Here is a 19020-nt window from a genome sequence, read left to right as displayed (position 1 = left end):
GATGCGCCCCGAGCTCGCTCTGGTACCGGGCGAGTCCGCCGGGATCGGCCCGGAGCTGTGTGTCCGCCTCGTCCAGCAGCCGCGTGAAGATTGCCGGTTGCTGGCCTTCGCCGACCCGGACACCCTGCACGCGGCCGCGGCCGCGCTGAACCTGCCCCTGCAACTGCTGCCCGAGGACGCCGAAGCACGCGTCCCCGGCGATCTGCGCCTGCGTGCCGTCCGCAACGCCGCGCCCAGCCGCTTCGGCCAGGCCGATCCGGCCAATGCCGGCGCGGTCATCGGTGCCCTGCTCGGCGCCGGCCAGGCCTGCCTGTCCGGCGAACTGCACGGCGTGGTGACCGGCCCGGTGCACAAGGCGGTCATCAACGAAGGCGGCATCGCCTACAGCGGCACCACTGAACTGCTGGCCGACCAGGCCGGGGTGAAGGTGGTGATGATGCTGGCCAACCACATCGTGCGCGTGGCCCTGGCCACCACCCACCTGCCGCTGCGCGAGGTGGCCGATGCGATCACCGCACCCGGCCTGGAGCACACGCTGCGCACCGTGCATGCCGCACTGCGCCGTGAGTTCGGCCTGGCTGCGCCGCGCATCGCCGTGCTCGGCCTGAACCCGCACGCCGGCGAAGACGGCCACCTGGGCCGCGAAGAACTGGATCTGGTCATCCCGCTGCTGCAGCGCCTGCGCGCGGAGGGCATGGACCTGGTCGGGCCGCTGCCGGCCGATACCGCCTTCCTGCCCGCCAAGCTGGCCGGCTTCGACACCGTGCTGGCGATGTACCACGACCAGGGCCTGCCGGTACTGAAGTATTCCGGCTTCGAACAGGCGGTGAACCTGACCCTGGGCCTGCCCTACCCGCGCGTGGCGGTGGACCATGGCACCGCGCTGGACCTGGCCGGCCGCGGCATCGCCGATCCCTCCAGCCTGCAGGCGGCAACGACGCTGTGTGCGCAGCTTGCGCGGCAACGTACACTGGGCGCATGAATTCCCCGCATTCCCCCTCCGGCCCGGTGTTCACCGCACCGGCCAAGAAGCAGCTTGGCCAGCATTTCCTGGCCGACCGCCACTACATCGACAAGATCGTGATGGCGGTCAATCCGAAAGACGGCGACCGCCTGGTCGAGATCGGCCCCGGCCAGGGCGCGATCACGCTACCGCTGCTGCGCGTGCACCCGAAGCTGACGGTGATCGAGTTCGACCGCGACCTGATCGCGCCGCTGACCGCCGCCGCCGAGCCGCTGGGCGAGCTGACCATCGTCCACCGCGACGTGCTGCGCGTGGACTTCACCGAGCTGGCCGCCGGCCAGCCGATACGCCTGGTCGGCAACCTGCCCTACAACATCTCCTCGCCGATCCTGTTCCATGCGCTGGAGCATGCTGCGGTCATCCGCGACATGCACTTCATGCTGCAGAAGGAAGTGGTCGACCGCATGGCCGCCGGGCCCGGCAGCAAGGTGTATGGCCGCCTCAGCGTGATGCTGCAGGCCTACTGCCAGGTGACCTCGCTGTTCGTGGTGCCGCCGGGCGCGTTCCGGCCGCCGCCGAAGGTCGATTCGGCCGTGGTGCGGCTGGTGCCGCGTGACCCGGCCTCGATCAACATCAACGACCACAAGCGCTTTGCCGACGTGGTCAAGGCCGCCTTCGGGCAGCGCCGCAAGACCCTGCGCAATGCCCTGAACAACGTGGTGTCCGCCGAGCAGTTCATCGCCGCCGGCGTGCGTCCCGATGCCCGCGCCGAACAGCTGGACGTGGCCGAATTCATCGCCTTGGCCAATGCCTCCTGATTACACTGCTGGTATGGAAGACGCTGACGTTTATGCCATCTCCGTCGAAGTCGCGCCGCGCTTCCTCGACGATCAATCCGCCCCGGAAGACGGTCGCTTTGCGTTCGCCTACACGATCCGCATCCACAACCAGGGGCGGGTCGCGGCGCGCCTGGTCGCACGCCACTGGCGCATCACCGATGCCAATGGCCGTGTCGAGCATGTCGATGGCGACGGGGTGATCGGCGAGCAGCCGCGGCTGCGCCCCGGTGAAGACTTCCGTTACACGTCCGGTGTCATGCTGGGGACCGATCACGGGACCATGCAGGGGCACTACGACATGGTCGCCGACGATGGCACCGAATTTGCCGCGCCGGTCGCACCGTTCGTGCTGGCCGTCCCGCGTACCCTGCACTGACACGGAGGCCGAACGATGAGTGTGTGGGCGATCGGCGACCTGCAGGGCTGCTATGACGTCACCCAGCGATTGCTGGAGAAGATCCGCTTCGACCCGGCGCAGGACACCCTGTGGTTCTGTGGCGACCTGGTCAATCGCGGCGGCCAGTCGCTGGAAACGCTGCGGCTGGTGCATTCGCTGCGCGAGCACAGCGTGGTGGTGCTGGGCAACCATGATCTTTCGCTGCTGGCCGTCGGTGCACGCACCGAAGAGGAACAGCGCAAGGTCAACCCGGACCTGCTGCGCATCGTGCAGGCCGAGGACCGCGACGAACTTCTGGACTGGCTGCGCCTGCAGAAGCTGGTGCACGTGGACCGCGAGCTGGGCTGGATGATGGTGCACGCCGGCCTGGCGCCGAAGTGGACCACGCAGATGGCCGAGAAGCATGCCGCCGAGGTCGAGGTGCAGCTGCACGGCGCCGGCTACCGCAAGCTGTTCCGCAACATGTACGGCGACAAGCCGAGCTGGGCCCCGAACCTGTCCGGCTACGACCGCTCGCGCGCGATCATCAACGTGCTCACCCGCATGCGCTACTGCACCCCGCGGGGGCGCATCGGCATCGAGGACAAGGGCACGCCGGGCACGCAGGAACAGGGGCTGTATCCCTGGTTCGAAGTGCCGGGCCGGGTCGAGCGCGACCTCAAGGTCGTCTGCGGCCATTGGTCGGCGCTGGGCCTGACCATCACCCAGGGCGTGCACGCCATCGACACCGGCGCGGTGTGGGGCGGCAAGCTGACCGCGATCCAGCTCGATACCGACGAACTGCGCGTGGTGCAGGTGCCGGGCCGCGATGTACCGGCACCGGTGCCCAACGCCCGCCCGCCGGCGCGACCGGCGCACGAGCGCCTCGCCACTGCGGCGCAGGGCAAGGAACAGGGCGGCGGCAACGCCGCCGCTGCCAACCCGGGCAACCGTGGCCCACGCCGTCGTCGCCGTCGTGGTGGCGGCGGCACGGGTGGCGGCAACAACAACAGCACCCCGCCGCAGGCATGACGCGGCGCAGCTGGGCACCATGGACGGTGCTGCTGCTGCCGCTGGCCCTGGCCAGCGGCTGCCAGCCCGGCTCGCCGCCTGCTCCCACGGCTGCGGATAGTGCTGCACATGCGCCGACGCAGCCGCAGGCCCCTTCGCCGCCACTGGTGGCCGCAGCACGCGCGCAGATCGGCGTCACCACCCGTTACGATCCCGCCTACCAGGTGCTGGCCTATCCCGGCGGTGATGTGCCACTGGATCGCGGCGTGTGCACCGACGTGGTGGTGCGCGCCCTGCGCAGCCAAGGCCTGGACCTGCAGGCACGCGTGCACGAGGACATGCGCGGCAACTTCAGTGCCTATCCGGCGATCTGGGGCCTGTCACGACCGGATCGCAACATCGATCATCGTCGCGTACCGAACCTGATGCGCTGGTTCGAACGGCAGGGCTGGCAGCAACCGATCACCGCCCTCGCCACCGACTACGCAGCCGGTGACATCGTTGCCTGGAAGCTCAACGGCAACGGCCTGCTGCACGTGGGCATCGTCTCCGACCGGCAGCTGGCCGATGGCACGCCGCTGGTACTGCACAACATCGCGCGCGGCACCCGCGAAGAGAACCTGCTGTTCCAGCACGCGATCATCGGGCATTACCGGATGCCGTAGGCAATCCTGTAGAGCCGGGCCATGCTCGGCTATGGGATGTGTCCGCGGAAAGCAGCCGAGCATGGCTCGGCTCTACAGGTGCGTTGCGATCAGCGGCGCACGTAGTGCACGAAGCGGAACGCGTAAGCGTGGCGTTCGTCGGCCGGGTGCGGCTCGCTGCTCACTTCCTGCCAGTCCTGCGCATCCACTTCGGGGAAATGCGTGTCGGCGGGCACTTCGGCATCCACCCAGGTCAGGTACAGGTCACTGGCCTGGTCGAGCAGCTGGCGGAAGATCTCGCCGCCGCCGATGATGCACAGCTCGCTGGTGCCCTCGCCTTCGGCAATCGCCTTCGCCTCGTCCAGCGACGCCACCGCGCGCATGCCCTCGAACGGCACCTGGCCGCTGCGGGTCAGCACCAGGTTGGTCCGCCCCGGCAGCACGCGGCCGATCGATTCGGCGGTCTTGCGCCCCATCAGGATCGGCTTGCCGAGGGTCAGCGCCTTGAAGTGCTTGAAATCATCCGGCAGGTGCCAGGGCATGGCATTGCCCTGGCCGATGCCGCGGTTGCGGTCCAGCGCCACGATCATCGAGAGCTTCATTGCGCTCACACCGCCACCGGCGCCTTGATGGCGGGGTGCGGGTCGTAGCCGTCGATGCGGATGTCGTCGAACTGGAAGCCGAACAGGTCCGTCACCTCCGGGTTCAACCACAGCTTCGGCAGCGCGCGCGGCTCACGCGACAGCTGCTCGCGGGCCTGCTCGAAGTGGTTCGAGTACAGGTGCGCGTCACCCAGCGTATGCACGAAGTCGCCCACGCCCAGGCCGGTGGCCTGCGCCACCATATGGGTCAGCAGCGCGTAGCTGGCGATGTTGAACGGCACGCCGAGGAAGATGTCGCCGCTGCGCTGGTACAGCTGGCAGCTGAGCTTGCCGTCCACCACGTAGAACTGGAACAGGTTGTGGCACGGCATCAGCGCCATCTGCGAAAGCTCGCCCACGTTCCAGGCGCTGACCACCAGCCGGCGCGAATCAGGATTGCGCTTGATCTCGTCCACCAGCCACTGCATCTGGTCGATCTCGCCGCCGTCGGCAGTGGCCCAGCTGCGCCACTGCTTGCCGTAGACCGGGCCGAGGTCGCCGTTCTCGTCGGCCCACTCGTCCCAGATCCGCACCTGGTTGTCCTTCAGGTAGCCGATGTTGGTGTCGCCCTTCAGGAACCACAGCAGCTCGTGGATGATCGAGCGCAGGTGCAGCTTCTTGGTGGTGACCAGCGGGAAGCCTTCGTTGAGGTCGAAGCGCATCTGCCAGCCGAACACACTGCGGGTGCCGGTACCGGTGCGATCGCTCTTCTCCGCACCGTGTTCCAGCACGTGCGAGAGCAGGTCCAGGTAGGGCTTCATGCCTTGCCCTCGGCAGCCACCGGCAGCTGCGGCTGCAGTACCGGCGCGCGGCGCGACATCACCAGCAGCACCAGGCCGAAGGCGATCAGCGGCAGGCTGAGGATCTGGCCACGGGTCAGCCAGTCGAAGGCCACGTAGACGCCGTTGTCGGGCATGCGCACGAACTCGACGGCGAAGCGGAACAGGCCGTACATCAGTGCGAACAGGCCACCGACCAGATAGCGATGACGCGGCTTGGCCGACACCGTCCACAGCACCACGAACATCACCAGGCCTTCCAGGAACGCCTCATACAGCTGGGAGGGATGGCGAGCGAACTGATTCAGCGCGCCGGTCGCGAACTGCGCCTGCAGCGTTGCGTGGTCGAGCTGGTTCAGTGGGGCCGGCAGGCCGGACGGGAACACCACGCCCCAGGTACCGTCGGTGTACTTGCCCCACAGCTCGGCACCGATGAAGTTGCCGATACGGCCGAAGCCCAGGCCCAGCGGCACCAGCGGCGCCATGAAATCCATGGTGTCGAAGAAGTGCAGCTTGTGCTTGCGCGACCACCACCAGCAGGCACCGAGCACGCCCAGCAGGCCGCCGTGGAAGCTCATGCCGCCATCCCACACCTTGAACAGCAGCAGCGGGTTGTGCAGGAAATCGCCCAGCGCGTAGAACAGCATGTAGCCGATGCGCCCGCCCAGCACCACGCCGAGCATGGCGTAGAACAGCAGGTCGGAGAAGCCGTTGGCATCGACGCCCGGCAGGCGCCCGTCGGCGATGCGCTTGCGGCCCAGCAGCCAGGCCGCAGTGAAGCCGAGCAGGTACATGATGCCGTACCAATGCACCTTGATCGGCCCCAGCAAGAGGGCGATGGGGTCGATGTCGTGGAAATAGATCATGGAAGGTGCCTTGCGGTTGAACGCCTATTCTCGGGCCAGTGCGGCCCCGGCTCAACCAAGGAGCTGGGGCGTGTTGGGCAGGCCGTCATCGTCTGACCGCATCGAGGCCGGAAAGTGCCCCTCCACCAGGGTCGAGACTTCCTCAATGGCGCCACGCAGCGCCTCGACCGGGTTCGGCCCGCGCAGCCCCTCGCGCAGGTGGGTGCAGACCCGCTGCCACTGCGCCTGGCTGACCCGGCCCTGCAGGCCACGGTCGGCGACGATCTCGATCGCGTGGTCGGCCAGCAGCAGGTAGATCAGTACACCGTTGTTGTGGGTGGTATCCCAGGTGCGCAGGCGCGCAAAGGCATGCTCGGCGGCCTGGCGCGGGGTCACCCTGTGCCACAGCGCACCCAGCGGCAGGTCCGCTTCCACCGCGAACATCACCTGCCCGCCGTGGCGCTGCTCACCGGCCGCGATGGCCTCGGTGATCGCCTGCAGCGTGGCGGGTGGGAACGCGCGCCGCACCGATGGCGAAAACACGTGGCGACACAGTCGTTGGATCATCACCAGCCTCCCGAAGCACCGCCGCCGCCGGAACGGCCACCACCGCCGCCCCAGCCGCCACCACCACCGAATCCACCGCCGCCGCCGAAACCGCCTCCCCCGCCCCAGCTGCCGCCGCCCCAGCCGCCGCCACCGGCAAAACGGCCCGGATGGCCGGAGAGCATCGCCACGATCAGGCCCACGATGCCGGCCACACCACTGGCCAGGACGGTGGAGGTGAACACGAAGGCCAGCAGCGCTGCACCGGCGCCGCCGAGCAGGCCACGCAGCGGACGCGGCACGCGCGAGAACACACCGCGCAGGATGCTGCCGGCGAACACACCGATGAACAACGCCAGGAACCAGCTGTCGCCGCCACCGCCAGGCTCCCGCCCGCGATGGCCGCTGACCGGTGCCGGCAGCGTTTCGCCATCGATCAGCTTGACCAGCACCGCTGTGGCATCGGTGATGCCGCCGGCGTAGTCGCCACTGCGGAAGCGTGGGACCAGGTATTCCTGGATGACCCGGTTGGCGATGGCATCGGGGATGGCGCCTTCAAGACCATAGCCCGGCTCGATGCGCACGCGCCGGTCATCCTTGGCCACCACCAGCAGCACGCCGTCATCCACGCCCTTGCGGCCGATCTGCCATTGGTCGAAGACCCGCGTGGTGTACTGCGCGATGTCCTCCGGCTGGGTGGTCGGCACCACCAACACCTGCAGCTGGCTGCCCTTGCGCTGCTGCAGGTCAGTCGCCTGCTGCACCAGCGCCTGCTTCTGCGTGGCGTCCAGCGTGCCGGAGGTATCGACCACCGGCGAATCCAGCGCCGGAATCGGCGCCAGCTGCTGCGCCTGCGACGCCAGCGGCAGCCACAGCAGCAGGGCCAGCAGCGCAGTGGCCAGGCGCATCGGTCAGTGGCCCGGCTGCGGTGCCGGCTGCTGCGGCGCGTTGCCGAAATCGACCGCCGGCGCGTTGGAGATCTGCGCTTCGTTGTCCACGGTGAAGTTCGGCTTGGTCTTGTAGCCGAAGATCTTGGCGGTGATCACCTGCGGGAACGAGCGGATGTAGGTGTTGTAGTCCTGCACCTGCTGGATGTAGCGGCCGCGCGCGACGGTGACGCGGTTCTCGGTGCCTTCCAGCTGCGCCTGCAGGTCGCGGAAGTTCTGGTCGGACTTCAGCTGCGGATAGTTCTCGCTGACCACCAGCAGCCGCGACAGCGCGCTGCCGAGTTCACCCTGGGCCTGCTGGAACTGCTTGAGCGAGGCTTCGTCGTCGGCGTTGACGTTGATCTGGCCGACACGCGAACGGGCGTTGGTGACTTCGGTCAGCACGCGCTCTTCCTGGCTGGCGAAGCCCTTCACGGTCTGCACCAGGTTGGGCACCAGATCGGCGCGGCGCTTGTACTGGTTGATGACCTCCGACCAGCTGGCCTTGACCGCTTCATCCTTCTGCTGGATGGCGTTGTAGCCGCAGCCGGACAGCAGGGAGGCCAACAGCATCAGGGGCAGGACGCGGGTGAACAGGCGCATGGCGGAGGTTCCGGGTGGGCTTGGCGCCGAGCATGCCATGGTTCGGGTGAAAGACCGGCCATCGGGCGCCGCCCCCTCCGCGGTGGGGCGTGCTCATGGATCGCCTGGGTAGTCCGGGCGGGTGGGCATGGCGGGGGACGCCGTGAATTCGTCCGTGGAGGCTTAGCCGCGCCATCCATGGCGCGGATACCCCCGCCACGCCCACCCGCCCGGCCACGGACAATTTCCTGCGCACCGCGGGAAGATCAAAAGAAAAATCAAAAGCAAAAGCCGGTTCTTCAGGCATTTGTGTCGACCAAGGTCGACACCTACCGGAGCAGGACGCCGTTCCGGCAGACTGCGGGAAACTGTCGAAGGCGGGGTGGGTCAGTTTGCGGGGGCGTGAGCGCCATGGATGGCGCGACCGAGCCTACATGGACGTACTTGCGGCGTCCCCCGCAAACTGACCCACCCCGCCATCCCACGGAATGCACGCTCTTGCTGTTGCAGTGGCCTCAGCGGGTGCAGGGCTGCAAGCCCTGCCGGAACCCCACATCACTCAGCAGGCTTCGGCCACCGCAGTACGAGGACGCCCCAGCCACGCCAGCAGCAACCCCGAGGCCGCCAGCAGGCCACCGGCTACCGGAATCGCGGCATAGCCCAGGCCCGAGCTGATCACCGCACCGCCCAGCGCCGCACCCACGGCATTGCCCAGGTTGAACGCACCGACGTTGATCGACGATGCCAGGCCCGGCGCCTCGCTGGCCGCCTGCATCACCCGGATCTGCAGCGGCGGTACGAGGGCGAAGGTCGCCGCGCCGAACAGCAGCACACCGAGGGCAGCGGTGGCGTGGCTCATGAAGGCCAGCGGCAGCACGAACATCAGCACCGCCAGGACGGCCAGCAGGATGCGGGTGGCGCCATCCAGCGACCAGTCGGCCATGCGCCCACCGATGCCGTTGCCGAGGGTGAAGCCGATACCGATCAGTGCCAGCGACATCGCGATGAAGCCGTTGGAGGCACCGGTCAGTTCGGTCAGCACCGGCGCTACGTAGGTGTAAAGGGTGAACATGGCACCGGCGCCGAGCACGGTGGTGGCCATCGCCAGCAGCACCGGCGGCTGCAGGATCGCCTTCAGTTCGCGGCGCACGTCCGGGCGCGGCCCCGGTGCGGACGCCGGCAGCGCAAAGCCCAGCGCGGTGATCGCGACCAGGCCCAGCACCGCCGTGCCGGCGAAGGACAGGCGCCAGCCGAGCTGCTGGCCCACCCAGGTGGCCAGCGGTACACCGCCGATGTTGGCGATGGTCAGGCCCATGAACATGGTGGCCACGGCCGCGGCCTGCTTTTCCTTCGGCACCAGGCTGGCGGCGACCACCGCACCGATGCCGAAGAAGGCACCGTGGTTGAGGCTGGTGACCAGGCGCGACAGCAACAGCAGCCCGTAGTTCGGGGCCAGCGCCGACAACAGGTTGCCGACCACGAAGATCGACATCAGCAGCATCAGCGCGGTGCGCTTGCCGAAACGGCCCATCAGCAGGGTCATCACCGGTGCGCCCAGCATCACGCCCACGGCGTAGGCGGTGATCAGCATGCCGGCGGTGGGAATGCCGACACCCACGCCGTCGGCGATGACCGGCAGCAGGCCCATCGGGGCAAACTCGGTGGTTCCGATGGCGAAGGCGCCGACGGCAAGCGCCAGCAAGGCGGCTCTGGAATTCATGGAGGTTTCCTGGGGGGCGGGAATCGGGAGTGCGTAGCCTGCGCGCTTTGCCACACCGGATTAAGCCTCGCCCCGGGAAAACACTGTTGATCCTGATTCACAAGTGGAGGCCGGAACCCCGCTGCAAGTGCAAAAACCGCAGTGCCGTTGTAGAACCGGGCCCCCACAACGCAGAACCCCCGGCCAGGCCGGGGGTTCTGGGTGACACACGTGCCAGTGGCGCGCTTACCAGTTGCCGGCGCCCGGCACGTTGTGTTCGCGGGCGCGGCGGCGCATCAGCAGGTTCAGCCATTCCACCAGCACCGAGAAGCCCATCGCGGCGTAGATGTAGGGCTTGGGCACGTGCACGTCCAGGCCGTCCAGGATCAGCACCGCACCGATCATCAGGATGAAGGCCAGGGCCAGCATCTTCACGGTCGGGTTGGCGTCGATGAAGCGGCCCAGCGGGTTGGCGGCCAGCAGCATCACCAGCACCGACAGCAGGATGGCGGCCACCATCACCGGGATGTGGTCGGCGATGCCGACAGCGGTGATCACCGAGTCCAGCGAGAACACGATGTCGATCACCGCGATCTGGGCGATCACATAGCCGAACACGGCCGAGGCCTTGGTGGTGCTGGGATCTTCGTCCTCGCCACCGCTGATCAGTTCCTTGATCTCCATGCAGCCCTTGATGATCAGGAACAGGCCGCCGACGATCAGCACCAGATCGCGGATGGAGATGCCCATGCCGGCCACGGTGAACAGGTTGGCTGCCATGTGCGCCAGGTAGGCCAACGACACCAGCAGGCCGATGCGGGTGATGCAGGCCACCGCGATGCCGAGCTTGCGGGCGAACGGGCGACGCTCTTCCGGCAGCTTGCTGACCGCGATGGAAATGAACACCAGGTTGTCGATGCCGAGCACGATTTCCAGCGCGCTGAGCGTGAACAGGGTCACCCAGGCATTGGGGTCGGCGAGGAACTCAAAGGACATGGAAACTCTTCAAGGCAGTGGGGGAATGGGGTTTCAGCCGTAGTTGCCGGCCAGCGCGTGCGGAACCACGACCAGCGCCCAGCACAGCAGCACGTTCATCATCAGCACGAACACCGCCGCCGAGCCCATGTCCTTGGCGCGGCCGGCCAGCTCGTGAATCTCGCTGCCGTAGCGTTCGATCACCGCTTCGATGGCCGAGTTGGCCAGCTCCATCGCCAGCACCAGCAGCATCGAGCCGATCAGCAGCGCGCGTTCGACCGGGGTCTGGCCCAGCCAGATCGCGACCGGAGTCAGCATCACCAGCAGGTACACCTCCAGCCGGAACGAGGACTCGTGCAGCCAGGCGGCGCGCAGGCCCTGCCAGGACCAGCGGGCGGCCTGGAAGATGCGGCGCGGGCCGCGGGGCATGTGGCCGAACTGATCAGCCACGGGTGGAACATCCAGCAACAGGGGCGCGGCGCAGCGACCGCTCAGACGCACGGCAGGGAATCATGGGTGCACAGGAATAGGCAGATGGCCGCCATTTTGCCACAAGGCCGCCAACCGCACCCCGCGCCGGCCCGCTGAACGGCCTGCCAGGGGCAAGCACCGGGCTGGGCTGTGCTCCTATGATGGAGGCCCCCTTGCCTGCTGGAGCGCCTGATGTCCCGTCGCCGTACCTGCCTGCTGATGCTGGGCCTGCTGACTGCCGCACCGCTGGCCCAGGCCCTGAGCCCGGCCAAGCCGCCGCAGGTGCCCGAACAGGTGTCCAACGTGGCCTGGGCCGGCGACATGGCCCGCTTCGCCAGCGCCGACCAAGCCAACCCGCCGCCGCGTGGTGGCATCGAGTTCATCGGCAGCTCCTCGATCCGCTTCTGGGAGAGCCTGGCCACCGACTTCCCCGGCCAACCGGTGTTCAACCGCGGCTTCGGCGGTTCGGAAGTGCGCGACAGCACCTGGTACGCCGACCGCATCGTGGTGCCCTATGCGCCGTGCAAGGTGTTCTTCTACGCCGGCGACAACGATCTCAACAGCGGCCGCAGCGCCGTGCAGGTGCGCGACGACGTGGTCGCCTTCGTGCAGCGCGTGCATCGCGACCTGCCGAAGACCAAGGTAGAGTACCTGTCGATCAAGCCGAGCCCGTCGCGCGCGCACCTGCTGCCGGCGATCAACGAAGCCAACACCCTGATCAAGGCCGCGCTGGCCAAGCTGCCCAATACCGGCTTCACCGACATCTACACGCCGATGCTCGGCGCCGATGGACAGCCCGACGCGACGCTGTTCCGCGAGGACATGCTGCACATGACCCCGGCCGGGTATGCGATCTGGACCAGGGCGTTGGCGCCGAAGGTCAACTGCAACTGAGGCGGACGTGCGCCGGGCATGGCCCGGCGCTGCCGCAACACTATCCACGCATGGCGTGGATCTACTGAATTCATCCACGCATGGCATGGATCCACTGCGGATCGCGGGGAACTGTCGAAGGCGGGGCGGTGTGGGTGTGCAGGACCGTTGGCGCCATGGATGGCGCCATCGAGCCCCCATGGATGGGTTTACGGCGTGTCCTGCACACCCACGCCGCCCCGCCACTCCTCGGAATGCCCGCTTTTGATGTTGATGTTGCCTCGGCGGGTGCCGGGCGCAGCCCGGCCAAAGCCCACTACCGGAAGATCACCGTGGCTTCGGTGCCCTTGCCCGGCTCGCTGGCCAGGCTGACTTTCCAGCCGAAGCGGTCGCACAGCCGACGTACGATCGACAGGCCCAGGCCGGTGCCCTGCGGGCGGCTTGGCTCAGCGCGGTAGAACGGCTCGAACGCGCGCGACAGCGCCTCGGCGGACATGCCGATGCCGGTGTCGCGCACCACCACCCGGTCATTGAGCACGTACACGTCGATACGCCCTTCGTCGGTGTAGCTGCAGGCGTTGCGCACCAGGTTGCTGACCACCACCTGCAGCACCCGCGGCGGCGCGTGCAGCTGCACCGGGCCCTCGCTGTGCAGGTGCACAGATACCGGCCGATTGCCCAGCAGCTCGTTGGCGTTGTCCACCTCGTAGCGGACGATGTCGTTGACGTCGAACAGCTCGATCTGCGGTTCGACGTCGGCCTCGCGGGCCAGGATCAGGAACGCATCGATCACCGCCTCCATGTCACGGCCGGCACGCTGGATGCGCTGCAGGCTGCGGCGCAGGCGCGGCTGCAGGGTTTCATCGCCCAGGGCCATGTCGCTGGCCACGCGGATGACGGTCAACGGCGTGCGCAGCTCGTGGCTCGCATCACGGGTGAAGTTGCGCTCGCGGGCCACATGCGCGCTGACCCGGTTGGCCAGCGAATGCAGCGCGGCCGCCAGCTGCCGGGTCTCGCCCTGCATGTCCGCGGGCAGCTTGTTCGGCTCCAGGTCGGCCGCCTCCGGGTGGCCAGGGTCCCAGCGCGAGACGCGCCGCGCCAGCCAGTTCACCGGCGACACCAGGCGCTTGGAGGCCCGGTAGGTGACCCAGCTGGCGCCATACACCGCCAGCAAGGTCAGCAGCACCGGCACGATGCCGAACCAGAAGGCCAGCATTTCCGCGCGCGATCGCAGGAATACCAGGTACAGGCGGCCGGCCGGGCGCACATCGACCAGCACCAGCTGGTCATCCTTGGGCAGTTCGTGGAAACCGGGTTCCAGGTTGCGCAGGTTGGCCGGCAACGACAGCGCCGACTGCCCGCTTTCCAGCAGGTAGCCGCGGATGTTCTGGGTGTTGGGTGGCGGCTGCACCGGCGAGGCCTCGTGCAGCGTCCAGTAGTACGCCGCTTCCTCGCGCAGGGCCGCGCCGACCAGGCTGTGCTTGATCACCAGCGAGACCAGCCAGGCACCGAGCAGGATGCCCAGGCTGGCCAGAACTGCCTGCAGGATGAAGGCGATACGGATCTTGCGCGGCAGGCCGTGCGGCATTGCGGGGTCCCGGTCAGAGCGCTGCGATTATAGGCAGCGCACTGCGCCGTAGTCGTGCACGGACGATGACCGGCGGCAACGCCGGCCGGTCATCCCCTGCTCCGTGCATGGCCGTTGCCCGGCCGGGCCTGCAGCTGCACCGGCACGGGCCTCGATCAGGCCATCGGCTGGGCGATATCGGCAATGCGGTAGCCGGCGCTCTGCACGGTGTGCAGCAGCGGACGGTCGAACGGCTTGTCGATGATCTTGCGCAGGTTGTACAGATGGCTGCGCAGGGTGTCCGAATCCGGCAGGCCATTGCCCCAGATCTCGCGTTCGATCTCCTGGCGGGTGACCACGCGCGGCGATTCGCGCATCAGGATGGTCAGCAGGCGCAGGCCGATCGGCGACAGCTGCAGCTCGGTGCCGGCACGGGTCGCCCGCATGCTGACCGGGTCGAGCACCAGGTCGGCCACCTTCAGCACCTCCGAACCGACCTGGCGACGTTCGCGACGGATCAGCGCGCGCAGGCGGGCTTCCAGCTCCTGGATCGCGAACGGCTTGGTCAGGTAGTCATCGGCGCCGAAACCCAGCCCGGTGAGCTTGTCGTCCAGGGTGTCGCGTGCCGTGAGCATCAGCACCGGTGTGGACTTGCGCGCATCGTTGCGCAGGCGACGGCATACTTCGATGCCATCCAGGCGCGGCAACATGAGATCGAGCACCACGACGTCATAGCTGTTTTCCGCCGCGAGGCGGTAGCCATCCAGGCCGTCCTGTGCATAGTCGACTTCGAAGCCGCGACCTTCCAGGTATTCCCCGATCATCTCGGAGATGTTGCGGTTGTCTTCGACCACCAGCACCAAGCCGGAAGTCTCCTTCGTCTGACGCATGTGATTCCCTCTAACTTCAGCTTTGTGAAACATGCCGGATCGACGGTGGACGTGATGTGAAGTTCCGTCAAGAGGAAATCAAATGGTTCAGAGCAGCGGCCTGAGCAGCGGCCAGACGTTGTCCAGCACCTTCGGCTGCGCCTGTGCCGTGGGGTGCAGGCCATCGGCCTGCATCATGCCCGGCTGCAGGGCCACGCCCTCCAGCAGGAACGGCAGCAGCGGCACCTTGTACTGCGTGGCCAGCGCCTTGTAGGCCGCCGCCAGGCGCTGGCGATAGGCCGGCCCATAGTTGGGCGGTACGTCGATGCCCAGCAGCAGCACCTTGGCACCGGCCTTCTGGCTGGCCTGCACCATTTTTTCAAGGTTGCCCTGCACCTGCGCCGGGGTCAGCCCGCGCAGCGCGTCATTGCCGCCCAGCGCGATCACCACCACGGTCGGCTTTTCCTTCGCCAGCAGGCCCGGCAGGCGGGTCAGCGCGCCGGCGGTGGTTTCCCCGCTCATGCTGGCATTGACGATCCGCGCCGGGGTTTTCGACTGCTGCCTGACCCGCTGCTGCAGCAGGCTGACCCAGCCGGCGTCGGCAGGGATATTGTGGGCAGCACTGAGGCTGTCGCCGAGCACCAGCACGGTGCCGGCCGGACCTTTGGCACAGGCCAGCCCGGGCAGCAGCAGGAACCCTAGCAGCAGCACCATCATCGCGCCGGCTCGCCGGCTCCATCCCGTCTTGCGCATTGGAGTCTCCTCATCGACAGCCTGTCCCCCCGCAGCGCGTCCGTCGCCATCGCCGTCGACCAGGTCGGCAAATCCGTGCAGGGCCCGGAGGGTGAAGTCCACATACTGGACAACATCACCCTGACCGTCCATGAAGGGACCAGCGCGGCCATCGTCGGCGCCTCCGGTTCCGGCAAGACCACCCTGCTCGGCCTGCTGGCCGGGCTGGACCTGCCCAGCCGCGGCCGCATCGCGCTGTCCGGCCAGGATCTGGGCGATCTCGATGAAGAGGCGCGTGCGCAGCTGCGCGCGCGCGAAGTCGGCTTCGTGTTCCAGAGCTTCCACCTGCTGCCGGCACTGACCGCCGCCGAGAACGTCGCACTGCCGCTGGAACTGGCCGGGCGCGAGGACCGCGTGCGGGTGGACGAGGTGCTGGCGCAGGTCGGCCTGGCCCATCGTGCCCGCCACTACCCGCGCCAGCTGTCCGGCGGCGAGCAGCAGCGCGTGGCGTTGGCACGTGCCTTCGTCACCCGCCCGCGCATCCTGTTCGCCGACGAACCGACCGGCTCGCTGGACCACGCCACCGGCCAGCACATCAGCGACCTGCTGTTCGAGCTCAATGCCGGCAGCGGCACCACCCTGGTGCTGGTCACCCACGACCTGCGCCTGGCCCAGCGCTGCCAGTACATCCACCGCATCGACGACGGCCGCCTGTTGCCGGTCGAGCGTGGGGCACAGGCATGAACGTGCTGCGCCACGCGTGGCGCGCGCTGCGCCGCGAGGCCCTGGCCGGCGACCTGCTGACCGTGTTCGCCGCGCTGGTGCTGGGCGTGGCGGTGATGACCGCGGTGGGCACGCTGGTGAACCGGGTCAACCTGGCGCTGACCGGCAGTGCAGCGGAAATGCTTGGCGGCGACCTCGGCATCGCCGGCCGCGACGACCCGCCGCAGGCATTCGCCGAAGAGGCACAGAGGCGTGGACTGGCCTACACCCGCATCGCCAGTTTCGGCAGCGTGCTGTTCAACGGCGATGCCAGCCAGATGGCCAGCATCAAGGCCGTGCAGGCGGGCTATCCGCTGCGTGGCACGCTGCGGGTACGGGCCACGCCCGGCGGTGCACTGATCGCCGATGCCGGCATGCCGCCCAAGGGCCAGGCCTACGCCGACCCACGCCTGCTGCAGGGGCTGGGGCTGAAGGCCGGCGATGACCTCGAATTCGGCGCCGGCACGCTGCGTATCGCCGGCATCATCGAAGCCGAGCCGGACAGCGGTGGCGACCTGCTGACGCTCTCGCCGACCCTGCTGGTCAATCGCGCTGATGTGGAAGGCACGGGACTGCTCGGGCCCGGCAGCCGCATCAACTACCGGCTGATGTTCGCTGGCGCGGCGGAGCCGATCGCGGCGCTGCGCCAGTGGCTGCTGCCGCAGGTGAAAGGCCTGCGCCTGCTGAGCGTGGACGACACCCAGCGTGGCGTGCGCCAAGCCTTCGACCTGGCCGGGCGCTTCCTCGGCCTGAGTGCACTGCTGGCCGTGCTGCTGGCCGGTGTGGCCACGGCGCTGGCGGCCAACCGCTTCGCACTGCGCCGCATCGACCAGGTGGCGATCCTGCGCTGCCTCGGCGCGCGCCAGCGCGACATCCTGCTGGGCCTGGCGCTGCAGCTGCTGATGCTGGCGGTACCGGCCTGTGCGCTCGGCATCGGCCTGGGCATGGCCGCGCAGGAAGGTCTGGTGCAGGTGCTGGGCAGCCTGGTACCGCAGCGGCTGCCGCTGCCGGAAGCGATGCCGGCGCTGACCGGCGCCGGCATCGGCCTGTTGCTGCTGTTCGGCTTCGGCCTGCCGCCGCTGCTGCGCCTGCGCGGGGTGCCGCCAATGCGCGTGCTCAACCGTTCCTTCGCCGCGCTGCCGCCAGCCTCGTTGCTGGCCTATGTGGCGGCGTTGGCCGCCAGCCTGCTGCTGGCGGTGCAGGTCACCGGCGACCTGAAACTGGCACTGTGGGTGCTGGGCGGCCTGGCCGCACTGGCGGTGGCAGCCGGTGGGGCCGGCTTCGTGCTGCTGCAACTGCTGCGCGGCCTGCAGCACCGCCTGCATGGCAACTGGCGGCTGGGCCTGGCCGCGCTGACCCGGCGCCGGCTGCTGGCGGTGATGCAGCTGGTCGGGCTGTCACTGTCGTTGTGCGCGCTGTTGTTGCTGGCAGTGACCGGCCCCGGCCTGCTGCAGCAGTGGCGCGAGCGCCTGCCCGCGGATACCCCCAACTACTTCCTGATCAACATCCAGCCCGAGCAGCGCGACAGCGTGCTGGCCACGCTGCGTGGACTGGGCGCCAGCGACGCCAGCATCGAACCGATGGCCACCGGCCGCCTGATCGCGATCAACGGCAAGCCGCCGCTGCGCGTGGACCGCTCGCCGGAACAGAACGGGCAGCCGGCGTCCAGCGAGGCCCAGCGCGACGACGATGACGAGAACCGGCCGTTGAACTTCAGCTGGCGCAGCACCTTCCCGCCGGCCAACACGCTGGTCAACGGCACCTTCTGGAAGGCCGACAGCACCGCGGCAGAGGCGTCGGTGGAAATCGGCTGGGCCAAGCGCTACGGCGTGTACCCGGGCGACCGCATCAGCATTGCAGTGGGCGAGCAGGAACGCGAATTCACCGTGACCAGCGTGCGCAAGGCCGACTGGAACACCTTCCGGCCGAACTTCTTCGTGCTGCTGAACCCGAATGCGGTGGGCGACACCCCGCACAACCTGTTGTCGGCGTTCCATCTGCCGGCCGGCAAGGCGGCCGGACTGGGCGAGCTGGTACGCGCGCAGCCGAACCTGTCGCTGCTGGACGTGGACGCAGTGATCTCGCAGGTGCGCGATGTGATGGAACGGGTGGCGCAGGCAGTGCAGCTGGTGATGGTGTTCAGTCTGCTGGCCGGCGTGCTGGTGCTGCTGGCCGCGCTGCAGGCCACGGCCGGCGAACGCCGCTACGACAGCGCGGTGCTGCGCACGCTGGGCGCGACCCGTCGCCAGCTGCGCGGCGCGGTGCTGGTGGAGTTCGGCGCGCTGGGCACGCTGGCGGCGTTGCTGGCGGTGGGCGCCGCCGCGGCTATCGGCGTGGCGGTCTCGCAGAAAGTGTTCGAGCTGCCGTTGCTGCCGCCGTGGCCGGGCCTGCTGATGGGCGGCGTGGCCGGCATCGGGTTGAGCCTGCTGGCCGGCTGGTGGGGCACGCGGACGATCCTGCATACGCCGCCGGCACTGGCACTGCGCGAAGCCTGACGCGGCCGTGACACGCACGGGGTGGGGCCGGCGCTATGCTGCGCGCCCCACCCCACGAGATCGCCCGGATGCCCGGCACGTCGTTCGCCGCTTACCTCTACCCGGTGTTGCTGCTGCTCGGCAGCAACATCTTCATGACCTTCGCCTGGTACGGCCACCTGAAGTACAAAAGCGCGCCGCTGATGATGGTCATCCTGGTCAGCTGGGGCATCGCCTTCTTCGAGTACTGCCTGCAGGTGCCCGGCAACCGGCTGGGCAGCGCGGTGTATTCGGCGCCGCAGCTGAAGGGCATGCAGGAGGTGATCACGCTGCTGGTGTTCGCGGTGTTCTCCGCGTTCTACCTGGGCCAGCCGCTGAAGTGGAACCACTACGCCGCGTTCGGGCTGATCGTGGTGGCGGCGTTTCTGATGTTCAAGGAATAGCA

At 68.3% G+C, this 19020-nt stretch carries 21 protein-coding genes; 9 read left to right on the top strand and 12 right to left on the bottom strand.

Going from position 1 to position 19020, the window contains the following annotated elements; all coding sequences use genetic code 11:
• Position 1 precedes the first annotated feature (1 nt).
• From pdxA to ACZK1G_RS03700, 5 genes are read left to right on the top strand one after another with little or no spacing between them, the layout of a single operon-like run.
• Positions 2-982, top strand: a complete 981-nt coding sequence (gene pdxA / locus ACZK1G_RS03720; RefSeq protein WP_101764948.1) for a 4-hydroxythreonine-4-phosphate dehydrogenase PdxA — start codon at positions 2-4, stop codon at positions 980-982.
• Positions 979-1782: a 16S rRNA (adenine(1518)-N(6)/adenine(1519)-N(6))-dimethyltransferase RsmA gene (rsmA, locus tag ACZK1G_RS03715; RefSeq protein ID WP_101764947.1), complete on the top strand. Its 804-nt coding sequence runs from the start codon at positions 979-981 to the stop codon at positions 1780-1782. Before pdxA ends, rsmA begins: the two co-directional genes overlap by 4 nt.
• Before the next feature lie 13 nt (positions 1783-1795).
• A complete protein-coding gene (apaG, locus tag ACZK1G_RS03710; RefSeq protein ID WP_008268668.1) occupies positions 1796-2179 on the top strand; it encodes a Co2+/Mg2+ efflux protein ApaG in 384 nt (127 codons plus the stop codon).
• Positions 2180-2194: 15 nt separating this feature from the next.
• The gene (locus ACZK1G_RS03705; protein ID WP_049443632.1) at positions 2195-3211 is read left to right on the top strand and encodes a symmetrical bis(5'-nucleosyl)-tetraphosphatase; all 1017 of its coding nucleotides are present in this window, start codon (positions 2195-2197) and stop codon (positions 3209-3211) included.
• A complete protein-coding gene (locus ACZK1G_RS03700) occupies positions 3208-3855 on the top strand; it encodes a DUF1287 domain-containing protein (RefSeq protein ID WP_049443630.1) in 648 nt (215 codons plus the stop codon). Before ACZK1G_RS03705 ends, ACZK1G_RS03700 begins: the two co-directional genes overlap by 4 nt.
• A gap of 89 nt (positions 3856-3944) precedes the next feature.
• On the opposite strand, the gene ACZK1G_RS03695 is transcribed toward ACZK1G_RS03700, so the two are convergent.
• The 9 genes from ACZK1G_RS03695 to ACZK1G_RS03655 form a co-directional block, all read right to left on the bottom strand.
• Positions 3945-4436 (bottom strand): dihydrofolate reductase, encoded by a 492-nt coding sequence (locus tag ACZK1G_RS03695; RefSeq protein WP_014036033.1) that lies wholly within the window; start codon positions 4434-4436, stop codon positions 3945-3947.
• Positions 4437-4441: 5 nt separating this feature from the next.
• On the bottom strand, positions 4442-5236 hold the full coding sequence (locus tag ACZK1G_RS03690; protein ID WP_049443628.1) for a thymidylate synthase: 795 nt from the start codon (positions 5234-5236) through the stop codon (positions 4442-4444).
• Positions 5233-6120, bottom strand: a complete 888-nt coding sequence (gene lgt / locus ACZK1G_RS03685; protein WP_197622017.1) for a prolipoprotein diacylglyceryl transferase — start codon at positions 6118-6120, stop codon at positions 5233-5235. The genes ACZK1G_RS03690 and lgt overlap by 4 nt, the downstream gene beginning before the upstream one ends.
• A 51-nt stretch (positions 6121-6171) precedes the next feature.
• Positions 6172-6666 carry a TPM domain-containing protein gene (locus ACZK1G_RS03680; protein ID WP_049443625.1) on the bottom strand — a complete coding sequence of 165 codons (495 nt, stop codon included), beginning with the start codon at positions 6664-6666 and terminating at the stop codon, positions 6172-6174.
• On the bottom strand, positions 6666-7553 hold the full coding sequence (locus ACZK1G_RS03675; RefSeq protein WP_478448046.1) for a TPM domain-containing protein: 888 nt from the start codon (positions 7551-7553) through the stop codon (positions 6666-6668). The genes ACZK1G_RS03680 and ACZK1G_RS03675 overlap by 1 nt, the downstream gene beginning before the upstream one ends.
• Before the next feature lie 3 nt (positions 7554-7556).
• Positions 7557-8174: a LemA family protein gene (locus tag ACZK1G_RS03670; protein ID WP_101764944.1), complete on the bottom strand. Its 618-nt coding sequence runs from the start codon at positions 8172-8174 to the stop codon at positions 7557-7559.
• 538 nt (positions 8175-8712) lie between these two features.
• Entirely contained in the window at positions 8713-9873 is a 1161-nt protein-coding gene (locus tag ACZK1G_RS03665) for an MFS transporter (protein ID WP_101764943.1), read from the bottom strand.
• Positions 9874-10098: 225 nt separating this feature from the next.
• Positions 10099-10848 (bottom strand): TerC family protein, encoded by a 750-nt coding sequence (locus ACZK1G_RS03660; RefSeq protein ID WP_005408127.1) that lies wholly within the window; start codon positions 10846-10848, stop codon positions 10099-10101.
• Between the two features lie 33 nt (positions 10849-10881).
• Positions 10882-11277, bottom strand: a complete 396-nt coding sequence (locus ACZK1G_RS03655) for a diacylglycerol kinase (protein ID WP_049443619.1) — start codon at positions 11275-11277, stop codon at positions 10882-10884.
• A gap of 213 nt (positions 11278-11490) precedes the next feature.
• Here ACZK1G_RS03655 and ACZK1G_RS03650 point away from each other — a divergent pair, with 213 nt between their 5' ends.
• On the top strand, positions 11491-12192 hold the full coding sequence (locus tag ACZK1G_RS03650) for an SGNH/GDSL hydrolase family protein (protein WP_049443618.1): 702 nt from the start codon (positions 11491-11493) through the stop codon (positions 12190-12192).
• A gap of 295 nt (positions 12193-12487) precedes the next feature.
• Here ACZK1G_RS03650 and ACZK1G_RS03645 read toward each other — a convergent pair whose 3' ends face one another.
• The 3 genes from ACZK1G_RS03645 to ACZK1G_RS03635 form a co-directional block, all read right to left on the bottom strand.
• Positions 12488-13759 (bottom strand): sensor histidine kinase, encoded by a 1272-nt coding sequence (locus ACZK1G_RS03645; RefSeq protein ID WP_049444413.1) that lies wholly within the window; start codon positions 13757-13759, stop codon positions 12488-12490.
• Positions 13760-13914: 155 nt separating this feature from the next.
• Positions 13915-14628, bottom strand: a complete 714-nt coding sequence (locus ACZK1G_RS03640) for a response regulator transcription factor (RefSeq protein WP_002811889.1) — start codon at positions 14626-14628, stop codon at positions 13915-13917.
• Between the two features lie 87 nt (positions 14629-14715).
• On the bottom strand, positions 14716-15360 hold the full coding sequence (locus ACZK1G_RS03635; protein WP_049444410.1) for an arylesterase: 645 nt from the start codon (positions 15358-15360) through the stop codon (positions 14716-14718).
• Positions 15361-15435: 75 nt separating this feature from the next.
• Here ACZK1G_RS03635 and ACZK1G_RS03630 point away from each other — a divergent pair, with 75 nt between their 5' ends.
• From ACZK1G_RS03630 to ACZK1G_RS03620, 3 genes are all read left to right on the top strand, one after another.
• The gene (locus tag ACZK1G_RS03630; RefSeq protein WP_049444409.1) at positions 15436-16083 is read left to right on the top strand and encodes an ABC transporter ATP-binding protein; all 648 of its coding nucleotides are present in this window, start codon (positions 15436-15438) and stop codon (positions 16081-16083) included.
• Positions 16080-18596: an ABC transporter permease gene (locus tag ACZK1G_RS03625; protein ID WP_049444407.1), complete on the top strand. Its 2517-nt coding sequence runs from the start codon at positions 16080-16082 to the stop codon at positions 18594-18596. Before ACZK1G_RS03630 ends, ACZK1G_RS03625 begins: the two co-directional genes overlap by 4 nt.
• 68 nt (positions 18597-18664) lie before the next feature.
• The gene (locus tag ACZK1G_RS03620; protein WP_049444405.1) at positions 18665-19018 is read left to right on the top strand and encodes a DMT family protein; all 354 of its coding nucleotides are present in this window, start codon (positions 18665-18667) and stop codon (positions 19016-19018) included.
• Positions 19019-19020 lie beyond the last annotated feature (2 nt).

Source organism: Stenotrophomonas sp. 109824_Sma (assembly GCF_056480025.1).
This window is presented reverse-complemented; position numbering and strand designations above follow the sequence as displayed.

What these genes read in the sequence shown, in the direction of transcription:
- ACZK1G_RS03625 (WP_049444407.1), top strand. Translation starts at nt 16,080, where the DNA reads ATGAACGTGCTGCGCCACGCGTGGCGCGCGCTGCGCCGCGAGGCCCTG.
- ACZK1G_RS03700 (WP_049443630.1), top strand. Translation starts at nt 3,208, where the DNA reads ATGACGCGGCGCAGCTGGGCACCATGGACGGTGCTGCTGCTGCCGCTG.
- ACZK1G_RS03645 (WP_049444413.1), bottom strand. Translation starts at nt 13,759, where the DNA reads ATGCCGCACGGCCTGCCGCGCAAGATCCGTATCGCCTTCATCCTGCAG.
- lgt (WP_197622017.1), bottom strand. Translation starts at nt 6,120, where the DNA reads ATGATCTATTTCCACGACATCGACCCCATCGCCCTCTTGCTGGGGCCG.
- ACZK1G_RS03695 (WP_014036033.1), bottom strand. Translation starts at nt 4,436, where the DNA reads ATGAAGCTCTCGATGATCGTGGCGCTGGACCGCAACCGCGGCATCGGC.
- ACZK1G_RS03670 (WP_101764944.1), bottom strand. Translation starts at nt 8,174, where the DNA reads ATGCGCCTGTTCACCCGCGTCCTGCCCCTGATGCTGTTGGCCTCCCTG.
- ACZK1G_RS03675 (WP_478448046.1), bottom strand. Translation starts at nt 7,553, where the DNA reads ATGCGCCTGGCCACTGCGCTGCTGGCCCTGCTGCTGTGGCTGCCGCTG.
- ACZK1G_RS03680 (WP_049443625.1), bottom strand. Translation starts at nt 6,666, where the DNA reads ATGATCCAACGACTGTGTCGCCACGTGTTTTCGCCATCGGTGCGGCGC.
- ACZK1G_RS03640 (WP_002811889.1), bottom strand. Translation starts at nt 14,628, where the DNA reads ATGCGTCAGACGAAGGAGACTTCCGGCTTGGTGCTGGTGGTCGAAGAC.
- ACZK1G_RS03620 (WP_049444405.1), top strand. Translation starts at nt 18,665, where the DNA reads ATGCCCGGCACGTCGTTCGCCGCTTACCTCTACCCGGTGTTGCTGCTG.
- ACZK1G_RS03635 (WP_049444410.1), bottom strand. Translation starts at nt 15,360, where the DNA reads ATGCGCAAGACGGGATGGAGCCGGCGAGCCGGCGCGATGATGGTGCTG.
- rsmA (WP_101764947.1), top strand. Translation starts at nt 979, where the DNA reads ATGAATTCCCCGCATTCCCCCTCCGGCCCGGTGTTCACCGCACCGGCC.
- ACZK1G_RS03650 (WP_049443618.1), top strand. Translation starts at nt 11,491, where the DNA reads ATGTCCCGTCGCCGTACCTGCCTGCTGATGCTGGGCCTGCTGACTGCC.
- ACZK1G_RS03665 (WP_101764943.1), bottom strand. Translation starts at nt 9,873, where the DNA reads ATGAATTCCAGAGCCGCCTTGCTGGCGCTTGCCGTCGGCGCCTTCGCC.
- ACZK1G_RS03660 (WP_005408127.1), bottom strand. Translation starts at nt 10,848, where the DNA reads ATGTCCTTTGAGTTCCTCGCCGACCCCAATGCCTGGGTGACCCTGTTC.
- ACZK1G_RS03690 (WP_049443628.1), bottom strand. Translation starts at nt 5,236, where the DNA reads ATGAAGCCCTACCTGGACCTGCTCTCGCACGTGCTGGAACACGGTGCG.
- pdxA (WP_101764948.1), top strand. Translation starts at nt 2, where the DNA reads ATGCGCCCCGAGCTCGCTCTGGTACCGGGCGAGTCCGCCGGGATCGGC.
- ACZK1G_RS03705 (WP_049443632.1), top strand. Translation starts at nt 2,195, where the DNA reads ATGAGTGTGTGGGCGATCGGCGACCTGCAGGGCTGCTATGACGTCACC.
- apaG (WP_008268668.1), top strand. Translation starts at nt 1,796, where the DNA reads ATGGAAGACGCTGACGTTTATGCCATCTCCGTCGAAGTCGCGCCGCGC.